We start from the raw sequence: 22805 nt of genomic DNA, 5'->3' as shown, positions 1-22805 counted from the left end.
GGGTTCAAGGTTTTATATCCCGAGCTTTAGAAAATTCAACAAATTACCATGAAACTTACACTTGGCTTTTCACCCTGCCCAAACGATACTTTTATTTTCGACGCGCTGATCCATCATAAAATTGATACTGAGGGTTTAGAATTCGAAGTTTTTTATGACGATGTGGAAACGCTGAACCAGAAGGCCCTGCGCGGCGAACTGGATATCACTAAACTGAGCTACCATGCTTTTGCCTATGTGGCAGAAAAATATGCCCTGCTGGATGCAGGTAGCGCATTAGGTTTCGGTGTTGGGCCAATGCTGATCTATAAAGGCCCGATAAACCGTTTTTCAACGGATGCAAATACTAAAACAATCGTAGCGGAAGCCGGTATTGGAACAACCATCGATCTAAATGCGGTGATTAATCAAGCCAGGATCGGGATACCAGGTAAGTACACCACCGCGAATTTTCTGCTAAGCCTGGCCTTCCCCGAGGCTAAAAATAAGGTGGAGTTGGTTTTCTCTGATATTGAAGGGGCAGTACTGAGCGGAGAAATAGACTTTGGCCTGATCATTCACGAAAACAGGTTTACTTACCAGGATAAAGGATTATCGAAATTTAAGGATTTAGGTGAATACTGGGAGAAGCAGACCGGCTGCGCCATCCCGCTCGGTGGTATTGTGATTAACCGTGACATCCCGCTTGATGTAGCGCTAAAAGTGAACCGTGTGCTGCGTAAGTCGGTAGAATTTGCTTTTGCCAACCCAAAATCCGGCTTGGAATACATCCGTTCACATGCGCAGGAAATGAGCGAAGAGGTGATGTATAAGCATATCGATTTATACGTGAACAAGTATTCTGTAGACCTGGGCAATGAAGGCAGGAACGCTATACAGTTAATGTTTGATAAGGCTACCGAAAAAAATATTATCCCGCCGATCAGCCACTCGCTTTTCCTGACAGACTGATTTTAATCCCTGCTTTACTGTTATTCAGCACCCTTCTAATCTTATCACCCAGTTAATAACTTTAGCTTTTAAGACTTGATGTTTCTTTTGGCTTAACAAAAAACTTCGATGTGTGTTTAAGCAAATATGATAACGAGGTTTGCCATAAATGATAGCGCCTATAAACTTCCGGGAAATGTTTGGCAGTTGCTAATCTCGCCGTTATTACTCATCGCTATCACTCAACTGAAACTAAACTTCCCCGACCTGTTGGGCAAAAGCACGCCTTTTTTGCTCTACTTCAGTGTTGTAATTATTACCGCCAGATACTGGGGCCGCAATTACGCCATCATTTTATCTTTTGCTGCAGCCTATTGTGCAAATTACTATTTTATATCCAGGCAGCATACGCTGGTTACTTCAGGGCCGGGTGCCATACAAACCCTTATTTTTCTGGGGGAATGCGTGCTGATCTGTTCAATCGGTACCGCCTTATCAAAAGCCCGTAAAGAAGTACAGCGGCAAAGCGGCCGCTTCCGCGCCGTAATTGAAAATAGTCAGGATGCCATTTTACTGCTGACTGCGCAGCGGGAGGTTACTTACGCCAGCCCCGCAATTTTTACCATATTGGGTTATTCGGATGCCGAGATTAAGGCATTGCCCGAAAATCAACTGATCCACCCGGAAGATTATCAGCGTTACCTGGACGCCCATAAAGAAATTATTGCCAGTCCGGGTGCGCACACCAAGGTGCAATGCCGGTGTGTGAAACGAAACGGCGAAAGTTGTTGGGTAGAGGGCATGATTACTAACCTGCTGGAAGATGAAGCCATATGCGCATTGGTTTGTAACCTGCGCGATATTACCCTGCAGGTAGAGTTACTACAGCAAAAAGAGCAATTTATCGGCGTTGCCTCGCACGAGCTTAAAACACCGATCACCAGCTTAAAGATGTATGCGCAAATGATCAGTAAGAAAGTGCACGAAAGTAATGACGAAACCATCAAGCCTTTGGTGAAACAGCTGGATAAAGTAGTGAACCGCACTACCGGTTTAATTACAGACCTGTTGGATGTTACCCGAATCAACAACGGCAGGCTTACCTTAAATAAAAAGCTTTTTAATATTAATGACCTGATCAGGGAAGTGGGTGAACAACTGGAAGTGATTAATTCGCGTCACCGCATAGAACTGGATATTGCAGAGTTACCCCAGATAATGGGTGACGATCTGAGGTTGAGGCAGGTGATTGTGAATATGGCTAATAATGCCATTAAATATTCGCCCAATGGCGACCGGATTATTATCCGCTCGCGGCTGTTGCAGGGCAGTGTGCAGGTGCTGGTAAAAGATTTCGGAATTGGAATAGAAAAGCAATATCATCAGGTAGTATTTGACCGATTTGTGCAGATCGAACTAAAAAAATCATATACCATGAGTGGTATCGGGTTGGGGTTATTCATCTCTGCTGAAATTGTACGCGCCCACGGCGGAGATATCGGCTTTGAAAGCGAATACGGAAAAGGTTCAGAATTTTGGTTTACCTTACCGCTTAGCCCCGGCCAGGAAAAGGCATAAAAAAACGCCGCGGTGTTTCCGCAGCGTTTTGAGATAATATCTTTCCTTGAAATTATCTAAGATTGAAGGATGTTTTACCCATGGTAAAACCATCGGCATAAAGAATTACGGTATAAGTGCCCTTTATAAAAGGGTTCGCATTTACCCAATCAATGGTATAAGGGCTATCGTCATTCTTAAACTCAATAGACGTTTTATAGGTGTACTGAAGTTCCTGGCTGTCGGCAGTAAAGGTGCCTTCATCTGTACCGGTGATCAGGTTACCGGCTGGATCTATGATACGCACATAAACATCATGCAGGCCCTGTGTAGCAATCGCGTTGTTAGCTACTGTAAAGTTAATCTTCAGCTTCTTAACGTTTTTAGCCTTATCATTATCGCTTTCCTTACCGTTACCTTTCACCTTAAACGTGCCTATGTTAAGGCTCGAAGTTTTTAATGCAGAACCTACCTGCACTTTTGTGTTCAGGTCTTCGTTTTGCTTTGCAAGTTCAGTAGCCTTGGTACTTACAGTAGCCAGATTGGTTTTTAAGGTATCCCGCTCGGTGGTCAGGGTGGCGTTTTGTTTCTTCAGCTCCTCTATATCTGCAGTGTATTTTGTAACAAAGTAGCGTAGCTGTTTAATATCTTCCTGTGCCTTTCGTAAATCTGCTGCGGTAAGCTTTCCTTTTGCCAGTTGCACGCGCAGGTATTTGATCTTAGACTGCAAGGAATCATTCTTGGCCTGCATTTCGGCAGATAACTTGGTTTTGCTGCTATTTACCTGCTGTATCTGGGCTTCGAGGCTATCCAGCTCAGTTTGCAAGCGTGTTTTTTCATCATTCTGGTAAACGATTTTTTCGTCTGAACCTCTTTTCTGATAGTAGAGATAAACATCTGTACCCAGCAGGGCGATCACCACTACAATTAGAAAATAAATGACGTTGGAATTTTTTCTGGAATTTTGGTTTTGTCCGGATTGATTCTCCATAAGTTAGTTATTTAATGATAAATGCGTTATGCTGCACAATGGTCTGCTATAACGTGCAGCTGCCTTTAACTTTTTGCGATAATACAAAAATTATATTAACTCAAAATTTTATCTGTACCACTTCAGCATGTCAGCCCACCTAACATACTGCCTCATAGTAACATTTGTTTAAAATTAATTACTATACCATAAAAACACAAAAATGGCTGAAATATTGCAAGCGCTACGCAAATAGCTTTGGGCAAAGTTTCTATATCTTTGCCCGCACTTGAATTATAAACGTATAGGTATGGGCAAAGGAAGATTATTAGTTTCAGGATTTTTGTTATTGCTAACCGGTTATTTTGCTAACGCCCAGCCCCCTGCCGCAAGTACAACTACTGCCGAAGTGCCGGTAGCAGTAAAAGCGCCAAAGCGCGAATTCAGAGGTGTATGGGTAGCCACCGTCGTTAACATTGACTGGCCCAGCCGCGTTGGTCTTACTTCTGATAAGCAGAAAGAACAGCTATTAAAAATTCTTGATTACCACGCCCAGAGCAACATCAACGCCATCATGTTCCAGGTGAGGCCGGCGGCTGATGCCTTTTATGCCAAAAGCCGCGAGCCGTGGTCGCGCTGGCTGATGGGTAAGCAAGGGCAGGCGCCCGATCCGTTTTATGATCCGCTGGAGTTTGCCATTACTGAAGCGCATAAACGCGGTATGGAATTACACGCCTGGATTAACCCTTACCGCGCCACGTTTGATGCTAATTACGCCAACATTGCGTCAAACCACCCCACCAAAACACATCCCGAATGGTTCTTTACTTATGGCAAGCAAAAGCTGTTTAACCCGGGACTGCCCGAAGTGCGCGAATATATTGTGCAGGTAGTGTTGGACATTGTAAAGAATTACGAGATAGACGGCCTGCACATGGACGATTATTTTTACCCATACCCGATTGCCGGGCAGGTAATTAATGATACGGAAGCCTTCAAGAAATATGGTTCGGCTTTTACTGATATACGCGACTGGCGCCGGGATAACGTTAATCAACTGATAAAAATGCTGGCAGACAGCATCCATAAATATAAACCATCTGTAAAGTTTGGCGTAAGCCCGCTGGGAATCTGGAAAAACAAACGCCAGGATGTGGAAGGATCTGAAACCAACGGCGGCTCTTCTTACCTTGAATTGTATGCCGATACCCGCAAATGGGTGCAGGAAGGTTGGGTTGATTATATTAATCCGCAGATCTACTGGCCTTTCGGCTTCAGGGCAGCGCCTTTTGAAAAGCTGATCGACTGGTGGAGCGATAATACATTTGGGCGGCATTTATACATCGGTCAGGCTGCTTACCGTATTAATGAGCGTAACCAGACCGCATTCAGAAATCCGCGCGAGTTGCCTAACCAGATCCGTTACATCCGGGCAAACCCAAGGGTACAAGGCAGTATTTATTTTAGCTCGAACTCGCTGACGGCTAACCCGCTTGGCTTTAGCGATTCTTTGCGACGTGATTTTTACCGCAAACCAGCATTGCCACCGGTAATGCTGTGGCGAGATTCCATCGCTCCTAATGCGCCGCAATTGCTAACCGCGGTAAGTAATCCGCGTGGGGTATTGCTTAACTGGCAGGCGCCACCACCGGCAAAGGATAACGAACCCGTTGCAGGTTATGTGGTATACCGCTTTGGCGAAAAGGACATGATCGATACTTCAGACCCTGAACATATTTTGTATGTACGCTATAATACCGACACTACCTTGCTGGATAACAGCGCCGAAAAAGGGAAGAAATATATTTATGTAGTGACGGCGGTGGATCGTATCAAGAACGAAAGTGAGCACTCCATCCCCGTTACGATTGTGCTGGAATAGCTTTCAAAAAGAACAAATAAGCGAAGAGCGCAGTACAAAAATACGTGTATGCGCTCTTCTGTTTTTACGAAATTCTTTTACATCGCTAAAAATTAATGTGCTTCCAGCCAGTTGAAGCCTGTACCGATTTCTACCATAATAGGCACTTCGGTTTTGATAGCGGTTTTCATGTTATGTTCGATAATTGGTTTGATAAGCTCCACCTCGTTGTGCGGTACATCGAACACCAACTCGTCATGCACCTGCATGGTCATTTTACCTTTTAAGCCGCTTGCCTTTAGTTCGCGGTGGATATTGATCATGGCAATCTTGATCATGTCCGCAGCAGAACCCTGTATAGGGGCGTTGATGGCATTTCGTTCAGCAAAACTCCGAACCGTGGCATTAGCCGAATTAATATCACGCAGGTAACGGCGGCGGCCCATTAAAGTCTGCACATAACCATTCTCACGGGCAAAGTTCATGGTATCGCTCATGTAGCGTTTAATGCCCGGGAACTGGTTGAAATATTGTTCAATAATGTCTGCGGCTTCTTTACGCGGGATACCCAGACTTTGCGATAAACCGAAAGCAGATTGCCCATAGATGATACCGAAGTTAACCGCTTTGGCATTGCGGCGCATGGTGCTGTCTACCTCTTCCAGCTTCACGCCATATACGTTTGCTGCGGTAGCGGTATGGATGTCCAGGTTGTTGGTAAAGGCGTTCATCATGTTCTCATCCTTACTGATCTCGGCAATCAAACGCAATTCAATCTGTGAATAATCGGCAGAGATTAAGGTATGATCGCTATCTCGTGGGATGAAAGCCTTACGTACTTCGCGGCCTTTTTCTGTTTTGATCGGGATGTTTTGCAGGTTAGGGTTGTTAGAGCTTAAGCGCCCGGTGGCAGCCACGGCCTGGTTGTAAGAGGTATGCACACGGCCGGTCTTCGCATTGATCATTAATGGCAGCGCGTCTACATAAGTCGACTTTAGTTTCTGTAACTGGCGGAAGTCGAGGATGTCACGGACGATATCGCTTTTGTTAGCCAGTGCCAACAGTACATCCTCGCCGGTTTGGTACTGGCCTGTTTTGGTTTTTTTGGCTTTGGGGTCCAGCATCAGCTTCTCGAACAGTACTTCGCCCAGTTGCTTTGGCGAAGCAATATTAAAACGTAAGCCTGCTTTTTCATAAACGGTCTTCTCCAGTTGGATAATATCTTTCTCTAACTGGCCAGAAAAATCACTCAAGGTATCTTTATCGATTCTAACACCTTCGAACTCCATATCTGCCAGCACATAGATCAGCGGGTGTTCAATCTCGTGGATCAGTTTTTCGGCCTCAACCTCTTTTAGCTTGGTTTCAAAAACGTTTCGTAGCTGTAAAGTCACGTCGGCATCTTCGGCGGCGTAGTCTTTAATTTTCTCGATTTCTACGTCGCGCATGCTCAGCTGCCCTTTACCTTTTGGCCCGATCAGTGAAGTGATAGATACCGGTTTATAGCCCAGGTAATTTTCGGAAAGGATATCCATGTTATGGCGGGTATCCGGGTCGAGCACGTAGTGGGCCAGCATCGTATCAAATACCTTACCTTTCAGCTGCACATCATACCATTTCAGCATCAGCATGTCGAACTTAATGTTATGCCCGATTTTGCCGATGTTCTCATCCTCGAAAACACCTTTAAACTCGTTCACAATCGCCTTCGTCTCCTGTTGGTCGGCAGGGACAGGCACATACCAGGCCTCGCCCGCTTTAACAGCAAATGATAGGCCTACCAGTTCGCAGTAGTTGGCATCTGTTCCCGTAGTTTCGGTATCAAAACAAAAGCTTTCCTGTTGTTTCAACAGATTAATCAGTTCCTGGCGTTTTTCGGCGGTATCTGCCAGGTGGTATTCGTGTGGTGTATTTTCAATGGTTTTGCCTGCCTGCGGAATATCCGAAGTAGCGATATCGCTCACATCAACGGTAAGTGTGGTTCGGCCTGTAGCGGTGGGGTTGCCAAACAGATCTGTCTGAACGCCTACAGCTTTTAATTCTGTTACGCTAAAATCGTCGCCAAAAACACGGCGACCAAGCGTACGGAATTCCAGCTCTGCAAACAAAGGTTCTAGAAGGTCTTTACTTGGCGCGCAAATTTCCAGGCCCTGTTCGTCCAGCTCTACTGGAGCATCCAGTAAAATGGTTGCCAGTTTTTTAGACAGCAGGCCCTGATCAGCAAATTTCTCTACATTCTCGCGTAGTTTACCTTTAAGCTCATGGCTGTTTTTGATGATATTCTCTACCGAACCATATTGTTTGATCAGGCTCTTAGCGGTCTTTTCACCTACACCCGGGATACCCGGGATATTATCCACGGCATCGCCCCAAAGCCCCAATATATCTATTACCTGACAAACATCATCCACCTCCCATTTCGCTTTCACTTCCTTCACACCCATAATCTCGATGTCGCTGCCCATGCGCGAAGGTTTGTAGATGAAAATATTGTCTGAAACCAGTTGGGCAAAATCTTTATCGGGCGTCATACAATACACCTGGTAACCTTTTTGTTCGGCCTTCTTGGCAAGCGTACCAATGATATCGTCGGCCTCGTAACCGTCTGAAGTAATCACCGGGATATTAAAACCCAGGATCACTTTAATTACATAAGGCAAGGCTGCGGAAAGGTCTTCCGGCATGGCCTGGCGATGCGCTTTATAATCGGTAAAATCTGTATGGCGTTCTGTTGGCGCATCGGTATCAAATACCACTGCCATATGCGTAGGTTTTTCTTTGCGCAGCACATCTAACAGGGTATTGGTAAAACCCATCACCGCAGAAGTATTTAAGCCCCCGGAAGTAAAACGCGGGTTTTTACTTAACGCAAAATGAGCCCGGTAGATCAGGGCCATACCATCCAACAGAAACAGTTTCTTCATCGATCAGAATTTATGATTACACCGATTTATAAGTGATTTCACTAATTACGTTAAAACGCAATCGTCCAAAGTTACAATTATCGTGCAGCATCGGTGCAATCTGTATTAAATCAGTGTAATCAGAGAATGTGACCTGAAATCGCAGCTTAGCAAATGGTCATTCACCATACCGGTTGCCTGCATGTGTGCATAACAAATAGTAGAGCCAAAGAATTTGAAGCCACGTTTTTTCATGTCTTTGCTGATCGCGTCAGATTCAGGGCTGGTCGGGTTGATGCGTATATCGGGTTTGTTATCCACGGCTTTACCTTCGGGCATAAAGCTGTACAGGTATTTATCAAACGAACCAAACTCTTTCTGTATAGCTAAGAACAACCTGGCGTTGGCAATGGCGCCCACTATCTTCGCCCTGTTGCGGATAATGCCTGCATCCTGCATCAGTCGTTCTACGTCTTCCGGGGTAAAAGCCGCTACTTTAACCGGGTCGAAATCTGCAAAAGCTTTACGGTAATTTTCACGACGGCGCAGGATAGTGATCCAGCTAAGCCCCGCCTGCGCGGCTTCCAGTATCAGGAATTCAAACAGCACCCGGTCGTCATGCGTTTCTTTTCCCCACTCTTCATCGTGGTATTTGACATAAAGCGGGTCAGTGCCGCACCAGGCGCAGCGTTTTGGTTCGTTGATTGGTTGATCCATTTTTGATGAGGTTTGCGCGCTAAATTACTAAAATAATTAGCAATAAAAAATCTTATCTGGAATATACCTAAACAAAAACGCCCTCCTGTTATCAGGAAGGCGTTTAAATAGTCCTTTATCTCTTTATTTAAATCCTAACAGATCAATAGTAAACACCAATACCGAATTGGCTGGAATTTTACCTTGCGCAGTATTTCCATAACCCAAACCAGAAGGAATGATCAGCAGGATTCGTCCGCCCACATTAATATGCGGAATACCATATTGCCAGCCTTTGATCAGTCCGCTCAAAGCGTAATTATTCAGACTGTTGCTATCGAAAACAGTACCGTCCAGCAGTTTGCCGGTATAATTTACCGATACGGATGAACTTGCTGTTGGGTAAGCACCGCTGCCGGGACTGATTACCTGGTAGTACACACCCGAATCGTCGCGGGTGGCGTTAATGTTGTTGGTTTGGATGTACGCTTTAATTTTGGCATCGTCTGCTGCTGCTTGCGCAGTGGCATCAAAATTTGATGACGTATCGCTTTTTTTACAGCCGGTTAGCCCAGCAAGCGTAACCATCACAAGTAGTAAGTATTTTTTCATTAAAAGGGTATTTATGGTATGATACGTAAAAGGAGCTGTGATTATTACAGCTCCTTTTACATTTATACGGTCGTTTTGATCTTCAGCTCCTGCATCTGTGCATCAGCAATTACCGAAGGTGAGTCGATCATCACATCGCGGCCCGAGTTATTTTTAGGGAAGGCGATCACGTCGCGGATAGAATCCAGACCGGCGAATATCGAACACAAGCGATCAAAGCCAAAAGCGATACCACCATGTGGAGGTGCGCCAAATTCAAAGGCATCCATCAGGAAGCCGAATTGTTTTTGCGCTTCTTCTTTACTAAAGCCCAGGTGCTTGAACATCAGCCCTTGCAAATCTTTGTTATGGATACGGATAGAACCGCCGCCAATTTCTGTCCCGTTGATCACCAGGTCATAAGCGTTGGCACGCACCGCACCCGGATCGGTATCCAGCAGGGCAATATCCTCTGGTTTTGGCGAGGTGAACGGGTGGTGCATGGCATGCCAGCGGCCGCTTTCTTCATCAAACTCCAATAGTGGGAAGTCTAATACCCATAGCGGTGCGAATTTATTTTTATCGCGCAAACCTAAACGACTGCCCATTTCCAGGCGCAACTCATTCAGTTGCTTGCGAACTTTATCTGTCTGCCCGGCCAGGATCAGGATCAGGTCGCCCTGTTCTGCGCCAAAAGCTTCTGCCCATTTCTTCAGTTCGTCTTCGTTATAGAATTTATCAACTGACGATTTCAAAGAACCATCTGTATTGTAACGCATGTAGATCATGCCGGTAGCCCCAATCTGCGGGCGCTTTAACCACTCGGTCAGTTCGTCCAGTTGCTTACGGGTGTAACCCGCCTTACCTTTCGCATTGATACCTACTATCAGTTCGGCGTTATCAAAAATGCTGAAGCCTTTACCTTTAACAATATCATTCAGCTCAACAAACTCCATCCCGAAACGTACGTCCGGTTTGTCTGAACCATACAGACGCATGGCATCGGCATACTGCATCCGCGGGAAATCGCCCAGGTCAAGCCCTTTTACCTTGGTGAACAAGTGGCGGGTAAGTCCTTCAAAAATATTTAAGATGTCTTCTTGTTCTACAAAAGAAAGCTCGCAGTCTACCTGGGTAAATTCAGGCTGGCGGTCTGCGCGTAGGTCCTCGTCGCGGAAACATTTTACAATCTGGAAGTAACGGTCGAAGCCGCTTACCATCAACAGTTGTTTAAACGTTTGCGGCGATTGCGGCAAGGCATAAAACTCGCCAGGGTTCATGCGGCTGGGCACCACAAAATCGCGTGCGCCTTCCGGGGTTGATTTGATTAGTACCGGGGTTTCCACCTCGATGAAATTTAAATCGCTTAAGTAGCGGCGTATTTCCTGCGCCATGTTGTGGCGAAGCAACAGGTTGTTGCGGATAGGATTACGGCGTAGATCAAGGTAACGGTATTTGGCACGAAGTTCTTCGCCGCCATCTGTTTCATCTTCTATCAAAAACGGCGGTATTTTAGCCTCGTTCAATATTTCCAGTTCCTGAACTTCAATCTCGATATCCCCGGTTGGTATGCGCGGGTTTTTACTTGTACGCTCTAACACTTTTCCCGTTACGCGGATTACAAACTCGCGGCCCAGGTTACGAGCCTGTTCACGGATGGCCGCATCGGTATCTGCATTTAATACCAATTGTGTGATACCATAACGGTCGCGTACGTCGATGAAGGTAGTTCCGCCCAAATCGCGCGATTTCTGTACCCATCCTGTTAACGTAACCGATTGTCCGAGGTTGCTGATCGTCAGCTCTCCGCAAGTATGTGTTCTAAGCATAACCTTTTATTAGAAGTGTGCAAAAATGTGCAAAAAAAGTGTAATGAGTGTAAAATAATGGAGTCTCAGTATCCATAATTATAGACTTTTTATAAAATAGCGGGGGTCAGCTCTTGATTCTTGTCTCCTGATTCTTGGCTCTCGTTTCTTGCTTCTTGCCTCTTATCTCTCAAACCCTACCTTTGCGCTATGGAAATTCTTGATCCAAAACTGCAGGCCTACCTGGAAGCGCATGTAGATGCAGAGCCAGAGGTGTTAAAAAACATCAACCGCGAAACGCATGTGAAGGTGCTGAAGGCCAACATGCTTTCGGGCCATTACCAGGGCAGATTGCTGAGCATGCTGAGCAAAATGGTGCAGCCCGAAAGAATTTTAGAGATCGGCGCTTTTACCGGTTACTCGGCCATTTGCCTGGCGGAAGGATTGACAGAAAACGGCGTTTTAGATACGATAGAGGTAAATCCGGAGATGGAAAGCATGCTTCGCCGTAACTTTGAAGCAGCCGGGATGACGGATAAAATACGACTGCATATCGGTGATGCGATGCCGAAAATTTTGGAGTTTACGGAAAGTTTATTTAACATTGTATTTATCGACGCCGACAAAAAGAACAATTTAAACTATTTTGAAAGCGTAATTGATAAAGTAAAACCGGGAGGTTTAATTATAATTGATAATGTGTTATGGAAGGGAAAAGTATACGGCGATGCAAAAGATGCCGATACTGAACTCTTCCGGAAACTAAATGATCAGATCACTGTTGATACACGGGTTGAAAAAATAATTCTGCCTGTAAGAGATGGTGTCCTGATCATCAGAAAAATTTAAATTATGAAGAAAATCTTACTGATTGTTTCTTTTCTGGCTACCGCCTCAATTGCCTCAGCGCAAAATGCTTCACAATCTTATATCCAGCGTTTCAAAGATAATGCCATCCGCATTATGCATGAGAGCGGTGTACCTGCAAGTATTGTATTAGCCATTGCCATGCATGAATCTGGCAGCGGAACCAGCAAACTGGCGCGCACGCAGAACAATCACTTCGGGATGAAAGGCAAAAGCGCTGTATCTTATACCGGCCGCAAAGCCACACATTCATCCTATAAACAATACGATTCTGCGCAGGATTCTTTCCAGGATTTTGCCCGTGTCATGACAGAACGTAAAAAATTTACTAAACTGGCTGAAACCTTAAGCCATTACGATTACCTGGGCTGGGTAAAAGGCATTCAACACAGCGGTTATGCCAGCAGCCGTAAATGGGGTGCGCAAGTGCTTGGCCTGATCAGAAAGTACAACCTGAGCGCTTTTGACGAGCGGCCTGATACCACCCGCAACCAGGCGCAACCAAAAAATGTAGAATAACATTCGGTTTTAAAATATTAAGTTTGGGCTTGTAATCAAGCCCTTTCTTGTTTAATGCGTAAACTCATCTACCTGCTAGCGGCTTCAAGCCTGCTTACCTCTTGTATCACACGCAGAAACCTTCCGCGTCCGCCTGCACACCCGTCGCCGTCTTCGACATCGACCCCGTCTGTTTATGTTCCTTCGAACAGCGAAGTAGAAAAGAACAACGACCAGATCCGCAAATCGCGTCAGGGTACGTATCCAACCTATACGGTTTATACCTATATCGACAGATTTAAAGCCATAGCAGTCCAGGAGATGAATACTTATGGTATCCCGGCAAGTATTACGCTGGCCCAGGGCCTGTTTGAATCGGGTAACGGAAACGGCGAACTGGCCAAATATGCCAATAACCACTTTGGCATTAAGTGTACCAGCGACTGGCACGGCCAATCTTACTACAAGAACGATGACCAGATTAATGATTGTTTCCGGGTATATGATTCGCCCGAACAATCTTTCCGCGACCATTCTGAATTTCTGAAACGCAAACGTTACGCGCACCTGTTCGAGCTGGATAAAAACGATTACCAGGGATGGGCGCAGGGGTTAAAGGATGCCGGTTATGCCACCAACCCCAATTACCCTCAACAGCTGATCAAGCTGATCCAAAAGTATAACCTCGACCAGTTTGACCGTCCGGAAAGCGAGATTGCCAAGATCAAGCGTGAAGACCGCGTGCTGAGCCAGATTAACCAGAACATACCTAAAGAAACCCGCGATTCTGTAGTTGCTGTTACGCCTGCAAACAAATTGTATACGGTGGTTACCGGCGATACACTATACAATATTTCTAAACGTTTTGGATTGACGGTTGACGATTTGAAGGCCCTGAACAACATGACGGATAATAATATTAAGATCGGTCAAACGCTGGTTATTTCGCGGTAGCTGTTAATTTTTGTTAAAGATGGTGGCAAATCCGGTATGGTGGAGTAGTTTTAGCGCAGTGAGTAAGAACTGGATCATATTAATTCTTTGTTTTATCGGCCTCCATACTATCGCCCAGCCTAAAACGATCGATGGGATTGTATTTGATAAGGACAGCAAGGAACGTATTGCCAAGGTAAACGTTGTAAATACCCGTACCGGCGAATCGGTTTACAATAACCTGCAGGCCGAATTCCATATCGGGGCGCAGCCAGGCGACAGGCTCATTTTCAGTAAACTGAACTATTTCAGCGATACCCTTACCGTAAAAGGTACAGGTTCGCTACCGGTTTACCTGAAACCCAAAAGCATTATGCTGAACCAGGTCAATGTGCGCGATACCCTGCAATCGCCGCAAAAACGTTTACTCGAAACCAAGAAAGATTACAGCATCATTTACGGTTCCATTGGCAACCGCGATGTCCTGAGCGTTTCTCCGGGTGGGGGTGCTGGCCTTAGCATAGATGGCTTGTATAACATGATCAGCCGTAAAGGGCGAAACGCCGAACACCTAAAAGAAATCATCGAACGCGACTACCACGAAAATATCATTGATTACCGGTACACAAAAACGCTGGTAGCCAGTGTTACCGGCTTACGCGAACCGCAGCTGACAGACTTTATGCGCAAATACCGCCCGGGCTACTACCAAGTAGTCACCGCCAGCGATTACGAGTTCATCCTGAGCATTAAGGCAAATTACAAGCGTTACATACGTAACCCAAGGGCCTTAAGTATTCCCCCGTTGTTCCTGAATGGTAAATAAGCCCATTGTTTTGGTTGCCCGCTTTTTAAAAGTGGATGGAATGGCCCTGTTTCCGGTAATTCTTGTACGAAGCAAAGAGCTGTTGAAGGACGATGTCCTGATCCGGCATGAATCGATCCACCTGCTTCAGGAGGCAGAGTTATTGGTTGTTCCCTTTTACCTGCTGTATGCGTTTAATTACCTGGTGAATCTCATCCGGTTTAAAAATCACCACAAAGCCTACCTCAATATCTGTTTCGAACGCGAAGCCTATGCAAACGAAGCCAACAAAGGTTACCTTCAGCAAAGAAAATGGTGGGCCTGGGTGAAGTATTTGTGAAATAAGTGCTTCTGTTAAAGTTTTTTCTTTCAGTAAAATTTGTTTTTGTGTTTCTTTGTTGCTAATGTCAAAGAAAGCGTTCTACCTACTGACTTTATTTTTAGTTCTAACCGCTTTTAGCGCTCATGCACAATTACGTGACAGTTTACGCCGGGCCGACAGCATCAGGCGGGCGCTGGTGATCCGTTATGCCGATAGTTTGCAACGTGCAGACAGCCTGAGGCGTATGGACAGCCTTTCGCGGCTGGATACCGTAAAGCTGGATACCGTTATCCTGAACAAATACCGCAGGGATGTCAGGCGCAGCCCACTGCCAGTTATCGTGCGCCCCATAGTGGTTGACCCTAACCTGGTACCGGTAAGTATGCTGGACTATAAGGTTACCTACTGGCGTAAATGGATCACCATGGGTTTTAACCTCAACCAGTCGGCCTTTAGCCATAACTGGGCCAATGGTGGTATCAGCTCTTTAGCCCTTGGCGGAAACTTCGACTATAAAACAGAATACAATAAGGCCCCCTTTAACTACACCGGCGAACTGTTGCTGCTTTACGGCAAAACAAGCAACGAAGGGCATATCAACAGAAAAACTACCGACCGCATCTTTTTCGACAACAAGGTAGCCACCCAATTATCTAAAAACTGGTATTTCTTCGGGTCGGTAAGTATAGAATCGCAGTTTGATAAAGGCTATCAATATTCAGACAACGGCCCGCCGATACTTATTTCGCGTTTTATGGCTCCCGGCTATATTACAGAATCCGTCGGTGTGGAGTATAAGCCAAACAAAGCTTTTGATCTTCGTATCGGTACAGGTACAGCCAGGCAAACCCTGGTATTATATAATGACCTGGACAGGAGCATCACAGGCAATTATGGGGTTGATACTACAAAGAGGATCCGTAACGAGCTGGCTTTCCAATTGGTTGCCCTGTATGACAAAGACATCATGACCAACGTCCACCTGAATACCCGTTACGCGATGCTGGTTCCTTACGGCCGTTCGCTGATGAATATAGACCATCGCTTAGATGTGGTACTTTCTGCCAAGGTAAACAAGCTGGTAGCCGTAACTATTACCGGTACGGCCTTGTATGATAAAGATTCACGCGCCGGAATACAGGGAACAGAAGCTTTGGCCCTGGGTGTAATTTACAGGTTCCCGTAACTATTTGGGCAGTATATTGTTTGGTGCTGATAAGCCCCCAGCACTACAGGCTATTATTTCGGATGCTGAAGGTGTAAAACGCCTTAAAAATCATAACTTTGTAGCCTCAAAAAAAATGGGGATAAAGGATTGATCAAATATGTTTGAAAATCTATCGGATAAGCTCGACAGGGCGTTTAAGGTCCTGAAAGGACAAGGTACTATTACAGAAATCAACGTGGCCGAAACCATGAAGGAGATCCGCAAGGCCCTTCTGGATGCCGACGTTAACTATAAAACTGCCAAAGCTTTTACAGATGACGTAAAGCAAAAAGCATTGGGCGAAAACGTACTGACCACCATTTCGCCGGGACAGTTGCTCACCAAGATCATGAACGACGAGCTGACCGCCCTGATGGGTGGCAGCACCGCCGAGCTGGAGTTTCCGGCAACGCCTACCATTATCCTGATTGCAGGTTTAAACGGTGCGGGTAAAACCACCTTCACCGGTAAACTGGCCAACTTCCTGAAGACCCAGAAAAACAAGAAGCCTTTACTGGTTGCGGATGATATTTACCGCCCCGCGGCGATTGACCAGTTGGAAGTTTTAGGGCAGCAGATTGGCGTACCTGTTTATGCCAACCGCGAATCTAAAGACCCGGTAGCTATTGCCCTGGAAGGTATTGCACAGGCCAAACAGAACAACCATAACGTAGTCATCATTGATACCGCCGGCCGCTTAGCGGTTGACGAGGCCATGATGCAGGAGATAGAGCGCGTAAAAGCTGCCACTAAACCGCACGAGATTTTGTTTGTGGTGGATGCCATGACCGGGCAGGACGCCGTGAACACCGCAAAAGTGTTTAACGACCGCCTGGACTTTACCGGCGCCGTGTTAACCAAGCTGGATGGTGATACCCGCGGTGGTGCGGCGCTTTCCATTAAGTCGGTAGTGAATAAGCCCATTAAGTTCATCGGTACGGGCGAAAAGATGGAAGCGCTGGACGTTTTCCACCCCGACCGGATGGCTTCGCGTATCCTGGGCATGGGCGACGTGGTCTCGCTGGTAGAACGCGCGCAGCAGCAGTTTGACGAAAAGCAGGCTGCCGAGTTGCAGAAGAAGATCCGCAAGAACAAGTTCGACTTTAACGACTTCTACAGCCAGATACAGCAGATCAAGAAAATGGGTAACATGAAAGATCTGATGGGCATGATCCCCGGCGTGGGTAAAATGATGAAAGACGTAGAGATTGGCGACGATGCCTTTAAATCTATCGAGGCCATCATCCAATCCATGACACCGTTTGAGAAGGAAAACCCCGACAGCATTAACCAAAGCCGCCGCAACCGTATTGCAAAAGGCTCTGGCACTAAACTGGAAGAAGTGAACCGCCTGATCAAGCAGTTTGAAGATATGCGTAAGGTAATGAAGCAGATGAGCAACCCGGCTGCCATGGCCAACCTGATGCGCCGCATGCCGAAAATGTAATTCGGAGAGAAGCAAGAAACAAGAGACAATAATCAAGATATAAGGCCCCGACAAGGGGCTTTTTTAATGTTATACCTCCACCTTGTCATGCTGCTTGTCGACCAGTCCCGAACCAGTTTCGGCAAGCATCTATCCACAACAACGTCATTGCGAGGCACGAGGCAATCTCTTTATAACTACTTCACCCATTTTTGTCATTGCGAGGATCCCGATGGCTATCAGGAGACGTGGTAATCTCGTAGCATCACTCTTGATTCTTATCTTTCTCCATTATGTAGAGAGCAACGGGGACGCTTCTTCTCACTAAATAAGTTGAAGACGATGCTTCTCCTTCAACCGACGGAAGAGCTTTAAAGGCCGTCTATTTCGGAGAGGGGTTGGGGAGAGGTCGTAACTAACAGCCATAGCCACGAATGAGCGCTATAAATGGAAGATTGCCACGCTTCGCCCGCAATGACAATCTTTTACTATTCCCTCCCTTGGGAGGGTCAGGGAGGGGTAACCTTCCATTTCGAATTTTATATCACCTACAAACCAAATTCGGCTTTTAGCTTCTTCGTTAGTTTTTTTACTACCTCGTTGTAAGAGTGGTCTATCATTTCCTGGAGTTGTTTGTTGGTCAGGCTGCCGTCCATAAACACGGTGTTCCATTGCGCTTTGTTCATGTGGAATCCCGGCTGCACCTCGGTGTACTGTTCGCGCAGTTGGATGGCTAGTTCAGGGTCGCACTTTACGTTGAAGCGGTTGCCAGGCTCTAAAGGGATCAGCAGGAAGATCTTTCCCGCAACTTTAAACACCAATACGTTATCATCAAACGGGAAGCCCTCGGTAACGGCAGGTTTCTCAAGACAGTAATCGCGCAGTTCCTCAACGTTCATTATCAATAAAACTTGATTAGGCAGTAATTAAAGCCCTAATTTGCACAAATAATTTTGCGTATGAACCAACAATTCCAATTTACCGTAGCAGAGCGTTTTCTGCAATACGTTAAGATAGATACACAGTCTGATGGCGAATCAAAAAGCTATCCTTCTACCGAAAAACAAAAGAACCTTGGCCGGTTACTGGTTGATGAGTTAAAGGCCATGGGCATTGAAGATGCCGAATTAGATGAATTTGGTGTGGTTTATGCCACCGTTCCGGCTAATACCGATAAGCCGAACGTTCCGGTCATCTGCTTTTGCTCGCACATGGATACCTCGCCAGATTGTAACGGAGAAAACGTAAAACCAATTGTTCACCAGAATTACCAGGGGCAGGATTTGGTCTTGCCGGATGATCCTTCCGTTGTGTTGAAAATGGCCGAACATCCTGACCTGAAGAACCAGCTCGGTAACGACATCATCACCGCCAGCGGCACTACCTTGTTAGGGGCGGATAACAAAGCCGGGGTAGCAGAGATTATGGATGCTGCTTACCAACTGATGCAAAACCCGAACATCAGGCACGGTAAGATCAGGCTGTTATTTACGCCTGACGAAGAGATTGGCCGAGGCGTAGATAAGGTAGACCTGGAAAAGTTAGGTGCAGAAGCCGCCTATACCATCGATGGTGAAAGCGCCGGGCATTTAGAAAATGAGACCTTCTCTGCAGACGGAGCAAAGTTGATTATACATGGTGTAAGCTCGCACCCGGGCTTTGCAAAAGGCAACATGCAAAGCGCCATAAAGATAGCCGGTAAAATTATTGCCGAGCTGCCGTTTGAGTTATCACCGGAAGGGACAGAAGGCAAGGAAGGTTTTGTTCACCCGGTAGCGGTAAGCGGGCACGCCGAAGAAGCGGTGATCAATTTCATCATCCGTGATTTTGAGGATGCGAAACTGGTAGAACATGCGCAGGTGATCCGAGATATTGCCACCCGGGTAATTCAGGATTTCCCGGGCGCAAGCTTTCAATTAGAGGTTAAAGCGCAATACCGTAACATGAAGGGTGTGTTGGATCAGCATCCGCATATTGTGGAATACGGCTTGGAAGCCATCAAACGCGCCGGAATGACACCGCATTTAGAAAGCATCCGCGGTGGTACAGATGGTTCGCGGCTTTCGCTGATAGGTTTGCCTTGCCCCAATATTTTTGCAGGCGAGCATGCTTTCCATGGCAAGCAGGAGTGGGTATCTGTACAGGACATGCAAAAGGCCGTACTGACCATCCTTAACTTGTGCCAGATCTGGGAAGAAAAGGCCTGACGATGATTTTAATAGGCCATTTGGCAGAACCGTTTTTATCAGCAGCTGTTGTAACCTAAAATAACACTATGAAAAAGCTATTTTGCCTGATGGCCGTTTCTTGTTTAATCACCCTTTCTGCCTGTAACCACTCCGGCGCCAAAACGGGTAACGACCGTCCTGATTCGGGCACGGCAGGTAGCTCTGGTCCGGCGGATACAACTACAGCACCCGGTACCGGAAGTACAATGGGCACTTCAACCGGAGGGTCTGACACCAGCAATAACGGCAAGGGTGTTGCCAACCCAACGGCGGACACGGTGAGGCATTGAAATTTACTTTTATCAATCTTCTAACCCAATTGGCTTAACGTCAACTATATTTAGCCCTTTTCCAAAGGAGAAGGGTTGGGATGAGGTCGGCAAGCATTAGTCTAATATTTTTATTATTCGCTTTTTTATCTACATTCGTTTGCTAAAATTTTTATCAAATGGATGTAGCTATCTTATTGGCAGGCATTGTTTTGCTGCTGGTTTCCGTCTACCTGTTTATCAAAAGCAAAAGTAAAAGCAGCGCTACAGAAAGTGCGGTTAAGCAGGAAAATGAGCAGTTGAAGATCCAGCTGGCGCGAGCCGAAGAGAAATCGCAATGGATTGTTGCAGAAAAAGAAAATATCACTGCACTTTATAAAGAAGAACAGCAACGCCTGCAGCACGAACTATCGCACGAGCGGATCAAACTTTCGGAAGCTTTGCAGGCCATAGAACGTTCGGAAGCTTACCAGCATTCACAACAGGAAAAACTACAGGAACAAAAAGCAGAGTTGGAGCAAACCCGATTGCGTTTTCACCGCGAATTTGAAGCCATTGCCGAAAAGCTGTTGAAAGAGAAATCGCGCGAGTTTACCGATACCAACCGTACCAACCTGGATACCATGCTGAATCCGCTTAAAGAAAACCTGAAGACCTTTGAAGAAAAGGTAGACAAGGTGTACCAGATGGAAGCCGCCGAGCGTAACACGCTTAAAGGAGTGATCACCCAGCTAATGGAGTTGAACAGGCAGATCAGTAATGAGGCGCAAAACCTGACCAAAGCCCTGAAGGGCGATACCAAAAAGCAGGGCAACTGGGGCGAATTTATTTTGGAGAAAGTATTGGAAAGGTCGGGCTTGGTAAAAGACCGCGAATACCGTCTACAGGCCAGCTACCAGAACCAGGACGGCAGCCGTTACCAGCCTGACGCGATTATAGATCTGCCCGATCAGAAACACTTGGTAGTAGACGCGAAGGTTTCACTGGTAGCTTACGAGAAACTGGTGAACTGCGAAACTGACGAAGAACGCAAACTGTACGCACGGGCACATGTAGAATCGCTTCGTAACCACATCCAGGGGTTGGCCGCAAAAAACTACCACGACCTACGGCAACTGAACTGCCCCGAGTTTGTGATGTTGTTTGTTCCTATCGAATCTTCTTTCAGCATTGCCGTGCAGTTGGATACCGAGCTATTTACAGATGCCTGGGATAAACGGGTGGTGATTGTAAGTCCGTCTACCTTGCTTGCTACTTTACGCACCATTGCCAGTATGTGGAAACAGGAAAATCAGAACCGTAACGTAATGGAAATTGCCCGGTTAAGCGGCGAGATGTATGATAAATTTGCAGGTTTTGTTGGCGACCTGGAATCGATAGGGAAAAACCTGCGCCAAAGCCAGGATGCCTACGATAAAGCTTTTAACAAACTGGTAGATGGTCGAGGAAACCTGACGATCACCGCTGAAAAGATTAAAAAGTTAGGCGCCAAAGCAAATAAGCAACTGGATAACCGGTACGTAACCGAAGAATAACCCTGCACTTACCGAAACGAAAAAGCCTCTTTACATCACTGCAAAGAGGCTTCAAATTTTTCCGACAGGCTTATTACAGCTTCACCGGAGTGTTGTATTTTTCGCTGTAACGTTTGTATAACTGCTTATGCAGGTTATCTAAATTAACGTTACGGCCCTGGATGTATTCGTTGGTGACATCTAATGTCAGCATATCCAGTGCATCACCGGCAGATACAAACAGGTTGGCATCTTTACCTACTTCCAGCGAACCGGTAGTTTTGTCGATCCCTAAGATTTTAGCGTTGTTCAGGGTGATCATTGAGATTGCCTGCTCTTTGGTTAAGCCATAACCAACTGCCTGGCCTGCCTCGAAAGGCAGGTTACGCTGGCGCCAGAAACCTACGCCGGTTAAGCCGTACAATACGCCCGCATCCTGTAACAGGTGAGGTAACTTGTAAGGAAGATACACATCGTCCTCGTCATGCGCAGGCAGCGCCTGGGTTTCTTTAATGATTACCGGAACGTTGTTTTGCTTCAACAAATCAGCAACCAGGTATGATTCGTTACCACCAACAATAACGGCAGAGATACCGTATTTCTTGGCAAAATTCACAGCCTGTTCAATCTCCTTTGCACCTTCAGCATTAACGAAGAGTTTTTTAGTGCCGTTAAATAAACCACGCATCGCTTCCAGGCGAAGGTTGGTTACCGCCGGGCGTGCACCTGCTGCGTAAGCCTGTGCTTGTGCGAATAGATCATTAATCGCGTCGATTGCTTTTTGCGCACGTTCGGCAGGGCTTTCCTGCTGGGCTTGTGCTTGTGCAAAGAAGGCTCTGCGGCCACCTGCCTGACGTGCAACCGGCCAGGTTAAATGGATGGCCATATCTTTTTTATAAGCCGCATCTTCCCAGTTCCAGCCATCCAGCATCATTACAGATGATTGCCCCGATATGGTACCACCTTCTGGTGTTGGCTGCGCCAGTACGATACCATTGCTGCGAACGGTAGGGATTACTTTAGAATCTGTATTGAAAGCGATCAGCGAACGGATGTGCGGGTTAAGATCGCCGGTCTCGGTTTCGTCATCAGTAGCTCGTACCGATTCAAACTCTACCAAACCCAATGAGGTTACCGGGCAGATAAAACCAGGGTAAACTTGTTTTCCTGTAGCGTCTACTACGGTTGCGCCCGCTACAGATGGTGCTGCGCCTTCGCCTACAGCAGTGATTTTTCCTTTATCGAAAGCAATGTAACCGTTATTGATCACACGGCCATTACCTACGTGGATGGTGGCGCCGGTAATCACCACCGGGCCGGCTTGTGCTTTTGCCGGCAGGATGTTAGCCTGGCCAAAAGCGAGGACTGTGCTTAACAACAATCCCCCAAAACTGAATAATATTTTCTTTTTCATGATTGA

General features: G+C 46.3%; 20 protein-coding genes. 13 read left to right on the top strand and 7 right to left on the bottom strand.

The window, feature by feature from the left end; all coding sequences use genetic code 11:
- Positions 1 to 48: 48 nt before the first annotated feature.
- Both MUY27_RS13025 and MUY27_RS13020 read left to right on the top strand, forming a co-directional pair.
- Positions 49 to 951, top strand: coding sequence for a menaquinone biosynthesis family protein (locus MUY27_RS13025; RefSeq protein WP_245130470.1), 903 nt, complete (start codon positions 49 to 51; stop codon positions 949 to 951).
- Positions 952 to 1077: 126 nt separating this feature from the next.
- Positions 1078 to 2508, top strand: a complete 1431-nt coding sequence (locus MUY27_RS13020) for an ATP-binding protein (protein ID WP_245130469.1) — start codon at positions 1078 to 1080, stop codon at positions 2506 to 2508.
- 52 nt (positions 2509 to 2560) lie between these two features.
- Here MUY27_RS13020 and MUY27_RS13015 read toward each other — a convergent pair whose 3' ends face one another.
- Positions 2561 to 3478, bottom strand: coding sequence for a coiled-coil domain-containing protein (locus MUY27_RS13015; RefSeq protein ID WP_245130468.1), 918 nt, complete (start codon positions 3476 to 3478; stop codon positions 2561 to 2563).
- Between the two features lie 289 nt (positions 3479 to 3767).
- Between MUY27_RS13015 and MUY27_RS13010 the strand changes: the two genes are divergently transcribed.
- A complete protein-coding gene (locus MUY27_RS13010; RefSeq protein WP_245130467.1) occupies positions 3768 to 5339 on the top strand; it encodes a glycoside hydrolase family 10-like protein in 1572 nt (523 codons plus the stop codon).
- Positions 5340 to 5431: 92 nt separating this feature from the next.
- Here the strand turns inward: MUY27_RS13010 and polA are convergent, their stop codons facing one another.
- From polA to aspS, 4 genes are all read right to left on the bottom strand, one after another.
- Positions 5432 to 8242, bottom strand: coding sequence for a DNA polymerase I (gene polA, locus MUY27_RS13005; protein WP_245130466.1), 2811 nt, complete (start codon positions 8240 to 8242; stop codon positions 5432 to 5434).
- A 105-nt stretch (positions 8243 to 8347) separates the two neighbouring features.
- Positions 8348 to 8938: a DNA-3-methyladenine glycosylase I gene (locus MUY27_RS13000; protein WP_245130465.1), complete on the bottom strand. Its 591-nt coding sequence runs from the start codon at positions 8936 to 8938 to the stop codon at positions 8348 to 8350.
- A 123-nt stretch (positions 8939 to 9061) separates the two neighbouring features.
- A complete protein-coding gene (locus MUY27_RS12995) occupies positions 9062 to 9529 on the bottom strand; it encodes an FKBP-type peptidyl-prolyl cis-trans isomerase (RefSeq protein ID WP_245130464.1) in 468 nt (155 codons plus the stop codon).
- Between the two features lie 62 nt (positions 9530 to 9591).
- A complete protein-coding gene (gene aspS, locus MUY27_RS12990; RefSeq protein WP_245130463.1) occupies positions 9592 to 11337 on the bottom strand; it encodes an aspartate--tRNA ligase in 1746 nt (581 codons plus the stop codon).
- A 189-nt stretch (positions 11338 to 11526) separates the two neighbouring features.
- Between aspS and MUY27_RS12985 the strand changes: the two genes are divergently transcribed.
- From MUY27_RS12985 to ffh, 7 genes are all read left to right on the top strand, one after another.
- The gene (locus MUY27_RS12985) at positions 11527 to 12165 is read left to right on the top strand and encodes an O-methyltransferase (protein WP_245130462.1); all 639 of its coding nucleotides are present in this window, start codon (positions 11527 to 11529) and stop codon (positions 12163 to 12165) included.
- Between the two features lie 3 nt (positions 12166 to 12168).
- On the top strand, positions 12169 to 12702 hold the full coding sequence (locus tag MUY27_RS12980) for a glucosaminidase domain-containing protein (protein WP_245130461.1): 534 nt from the start codon (positions 12169 to 12171) through the stop codon (positions 12700 to 12702).
- A 54-nt stretch (positions 12703 to 12756) separates the two neighbouring features.
- Positions 12757 to 13635, top strand: coding sequence for a glucosaminidase domain-containing protein (locus MUY27_RS12975; protein ID WP_245130460.1), 879 nt, complete (start codon positions 12757 to 12759; stop codon positions 13633 to 13635).
- A gap of 19 nt (positions 13636 to 13654) precedes the next feature.
- Positions 13655 to 14440 (top strand): carboxypeptidase-like regulatory domain-containing protein, encoded by a 786-nt coding sequence (locus MUY27_RS12970; RefSeq protein WP_245130459.1) that lies wholly within the window; start codon positions 13655 to 13657, stop codon positions 14438 to 14440.
- Positions 14430 to 14759: a hypothetical protein gene (locus MUY27_RS12965; protein WP_245130458.1), complete on the top strand. Its 330-nt coding sequence runs from the start codon at positions 14430 to 14432 to the stop codon at positions 14757 to 14759. The genes MUY27_RS12970 and MUY27_RS12965 overlap by 11 nt, the downstream gene beginning before the upstream one ends.
- A gap of 64 nt (positions 14760 to 14823) precedes the next feature.
- Complete coding sequence (locus tag MUY27_RS12960; RefSeq protein WP_245130457.1) at positions 14824 to 15927, top strand: DUF3078 domain-containing protein; 1104 nt, start codon at positions 14824 to 14826, stop codon at positions 15925 to 15927.
- 139 nt (positions 15928 to 16066) lie between these two features.
- Entirely contained in the window at positions 16067 to 17395 is a 1329-nt protein-coding gene (gene ffh, locus MUY27_RS12955; protein WP_245130456.1) for a signal recognition particle protein, read from the top strand.
- Positions 17396 to 17922: 527 nt separating this feature from the next.
- On the opposite strand, the gene MUY27_RS12950 is transcribed toward ffh, so the two are convergent.
- Positions 17923 to 18273, bottom strand: a complete 351-nt coding sequence (locus tag MUY27_RS12950; protein WP_245130455.1) for an MmcQ/YjbR family DNA-binding protein — start codon at positions 18271 to 18273, stop codon at positions 17923 to 17925.
- Between the two features lie 60 nt (positions 18274 to 18333).
- On the opposite strand from MUY27_RS12950, the gene pepT reads away from it, so the two are divergent.
- The 3 genes from pepT (at position 18334) to MUY27_RS12935 (ending at position 21406) form a co-directional block, all read left to right on the top strand.
- On the top strand, positions 18334 to 19581 hold the full coding sequence (gene pepT, locus MUY27_RS12945; protein ID WP_245130454.1) for a peptidase T: 1248 nt from the start codon (positions 18334 to 18336) through the stop codon (positions 19579 to 19581).
- Between the two features lie 68 nt (positions 19582 to 19649).
- A complete protein-coding gene (locus MUY27_RS12940) occupies positions 19650 to 19892 on the top strand; it encodes a hypothetical protein (RefSeq protein WP_245130453.1) in 243 nt (80 codons plus the stop codon).
- A 158-nt stretch (positions 19893 to 20050) separates the two neighbouring features.
- Positions 20051 to 21406: a DNA recombination protein RmuC gene (locus tag MUY27_RS12935; RefSeq protein ID WP_245130452.1), complete on the top strand. Its 1356-nt coding sequence runs from the start codon at positions 20051 to 20053 to the stop codon at positions 21404 to 21406.
- Between the two features lie 73 nt (positions 21407 to 21479).
- On the opposite strand, the gene MUY27_RS12930 is transcribed toward MUY27_RS12935, so the two are convergent.
- The gene (locus MUY27_RS12930) at positions 21480 to 22799 is read right to left on the bottom strand and encodes an amidohydrolase family protein (protein ID WP_245130451.1); all 1320 of its coding nucleotides are present in this window, start codon (positions 22797 to 22799) and stop codon (positions 21480 to 21482) included.
- Positions 22800 to 22805: the final 6 nt, after the last annotated feature.

The organism is Mucilaginibacter straminoryzae, assembly GCF_022953055.1.
In the GTDB taxonomy this organism is placed as follows: Bacteria; Bacteroidota; Bacteroidia; order Sphingobacteriales; family Sphingobacteriaceae; genus Mucilaginibacter; species Mucilaginibacter straminoryzae.
This window is presented reverse-complemented; position numbering and strand designations above follow the sequence as displayed.

Bases quoted from the DNA above. Each gene is read 5' to 3' on its own strand.
- MUY27_RS13025 (WP_245130470.1), top strand. From the start codon at position 49: ATGAAACTTACACTTGGCTTTTCACCCTGCCCAAACGATACTTTTATT.
- MUY27_RS13020 (WP_245130469.1), top strand. From the start codon at position 1,078: ATGATAACGAGGTTTGCCATAAATGATAGCGCCTATAAACTTCCGGGA.
- MUY27_RS13015 (WP_245130468.1), bottom strand. From the start codon at position 3,478: ATGGAGAATCAATCCGGACAAAACCAAAATTCCAGAAAAAATTCCAAC.
- MUY27_RS13010 (WP_245130467.1), top strand. From the start codon at position 3,768: ATGGGCAAAGGAAGATTATTAGTTTCAGGATTTTTGTTATTGCTAACC.
- polA (WP_245130466.1), bottom strand. From the start codon at position 8,242: ATGAAGAAACTGTTTCTGTTGGATGGTATGGCCCTGATCTACCGGGCT.
- MUY27_RS13000 (WP_245130465.1), bottom strand. From the start codon at position 8,938: ATGGATCAACCAATCAACGAACCAAAACGCTGCGCCTGGTGCGGCACT.
- MUY27_RS12995 (WP_245130464.1), bottom strand. From the start codon at position 9,529: ATGAAAAAATACTTACTACTTGTGATGGTTACGCTTGCTGGGCTAACC.
- aspS (WP_245130463.1), bottom strand. From the start codon at position 11,337: ATGCTTAGAACACATACTTGCGGAGAGCTGACGATCAGCAACCTCGGA.
- MUY27_RS12985 (WP_245130462.1), top strand. From the start codon at position 11,527: ATGGAAATTCTTGATCCAAAACTGCAGGCCTACCTGGAAGCGCATGTA.
- MUY27_RS12980 (WP_245130461.1), top strand. From the start codon at position 12,169: ATGAAGAAAATCTTACTGATTGTTTCTTTTCTGGCTACCGCCTCAATT.
- MUY27_RS12975 (WP_245130460.1), top strand. From the start codon at position 12,757: ATGCGTAAACTCATCTACCTGCTAGCGGCTTCAAGCCTGCTTACCTCT.
- MUY27_RS12970 (WP_245130459.1), top strand. From the start codon at position 13,655: ATGGTGGCAAATCCGGTATGGTGGAGTAGTTTTAGCGCAGTGAGTAAG.
- MUY27_RS12965 (WP_245130458.1), top strand. From the start codon at position 14,430: ATGGTAAATAAGCCCATTGTTTTGGTTGCCCGCTTTTTAAAAGTGGAT.
- MUY27_RS12960 (WP_245130457.1), top strand. From the start codon at position 14,824: ATGTCAAAGAAAGCGTTCTACCTACTGACTTTATTTTTAGTTCTAACC.
- ffh (WP_245130456.1), top strand. From the start codon at position 16,067: ATGTTTGAAAATCTATCGGATAAGCTCGACAGGGCGTTTAAGGTCCTG.
- MUY27_RS12950 (WP_245130455.1), bottom strand. From the start codon at position 18,273: ATGAACGTTGAGGAACTGCGCGATTACTGTCTTGAGAAACCTGCCGTT.
- pepT (WP_245130454.1), top strand. From the start codon at position 18,334: ATGAACCAACAATTCCAATTTACCGTAGCAGAGCGTTTTCTGCAATAC.
- MUY27_RS12940 (WP_245130453.1), top strand. From the start codon at position 19,650: ATGAAAAAGCTATTTTGCCTGATGGCCGTTTCTTGTTTAATCACCCTT.
- MUY27_RS12935 (WP_245130452.1), top strand. From the start codon at position 20,051: ATGGATGTAGCTATCTTATTGGCAGGCATTGTTTTGCTGCTGGTTTCC.
- MUY27_RS12930 (WP_245130451.1), bottom strand. From the start codon at position 22,799: ATGAAAAAGAAAATATTATTCAGTTTTGGGGGATTGTTGTTAAGCACA.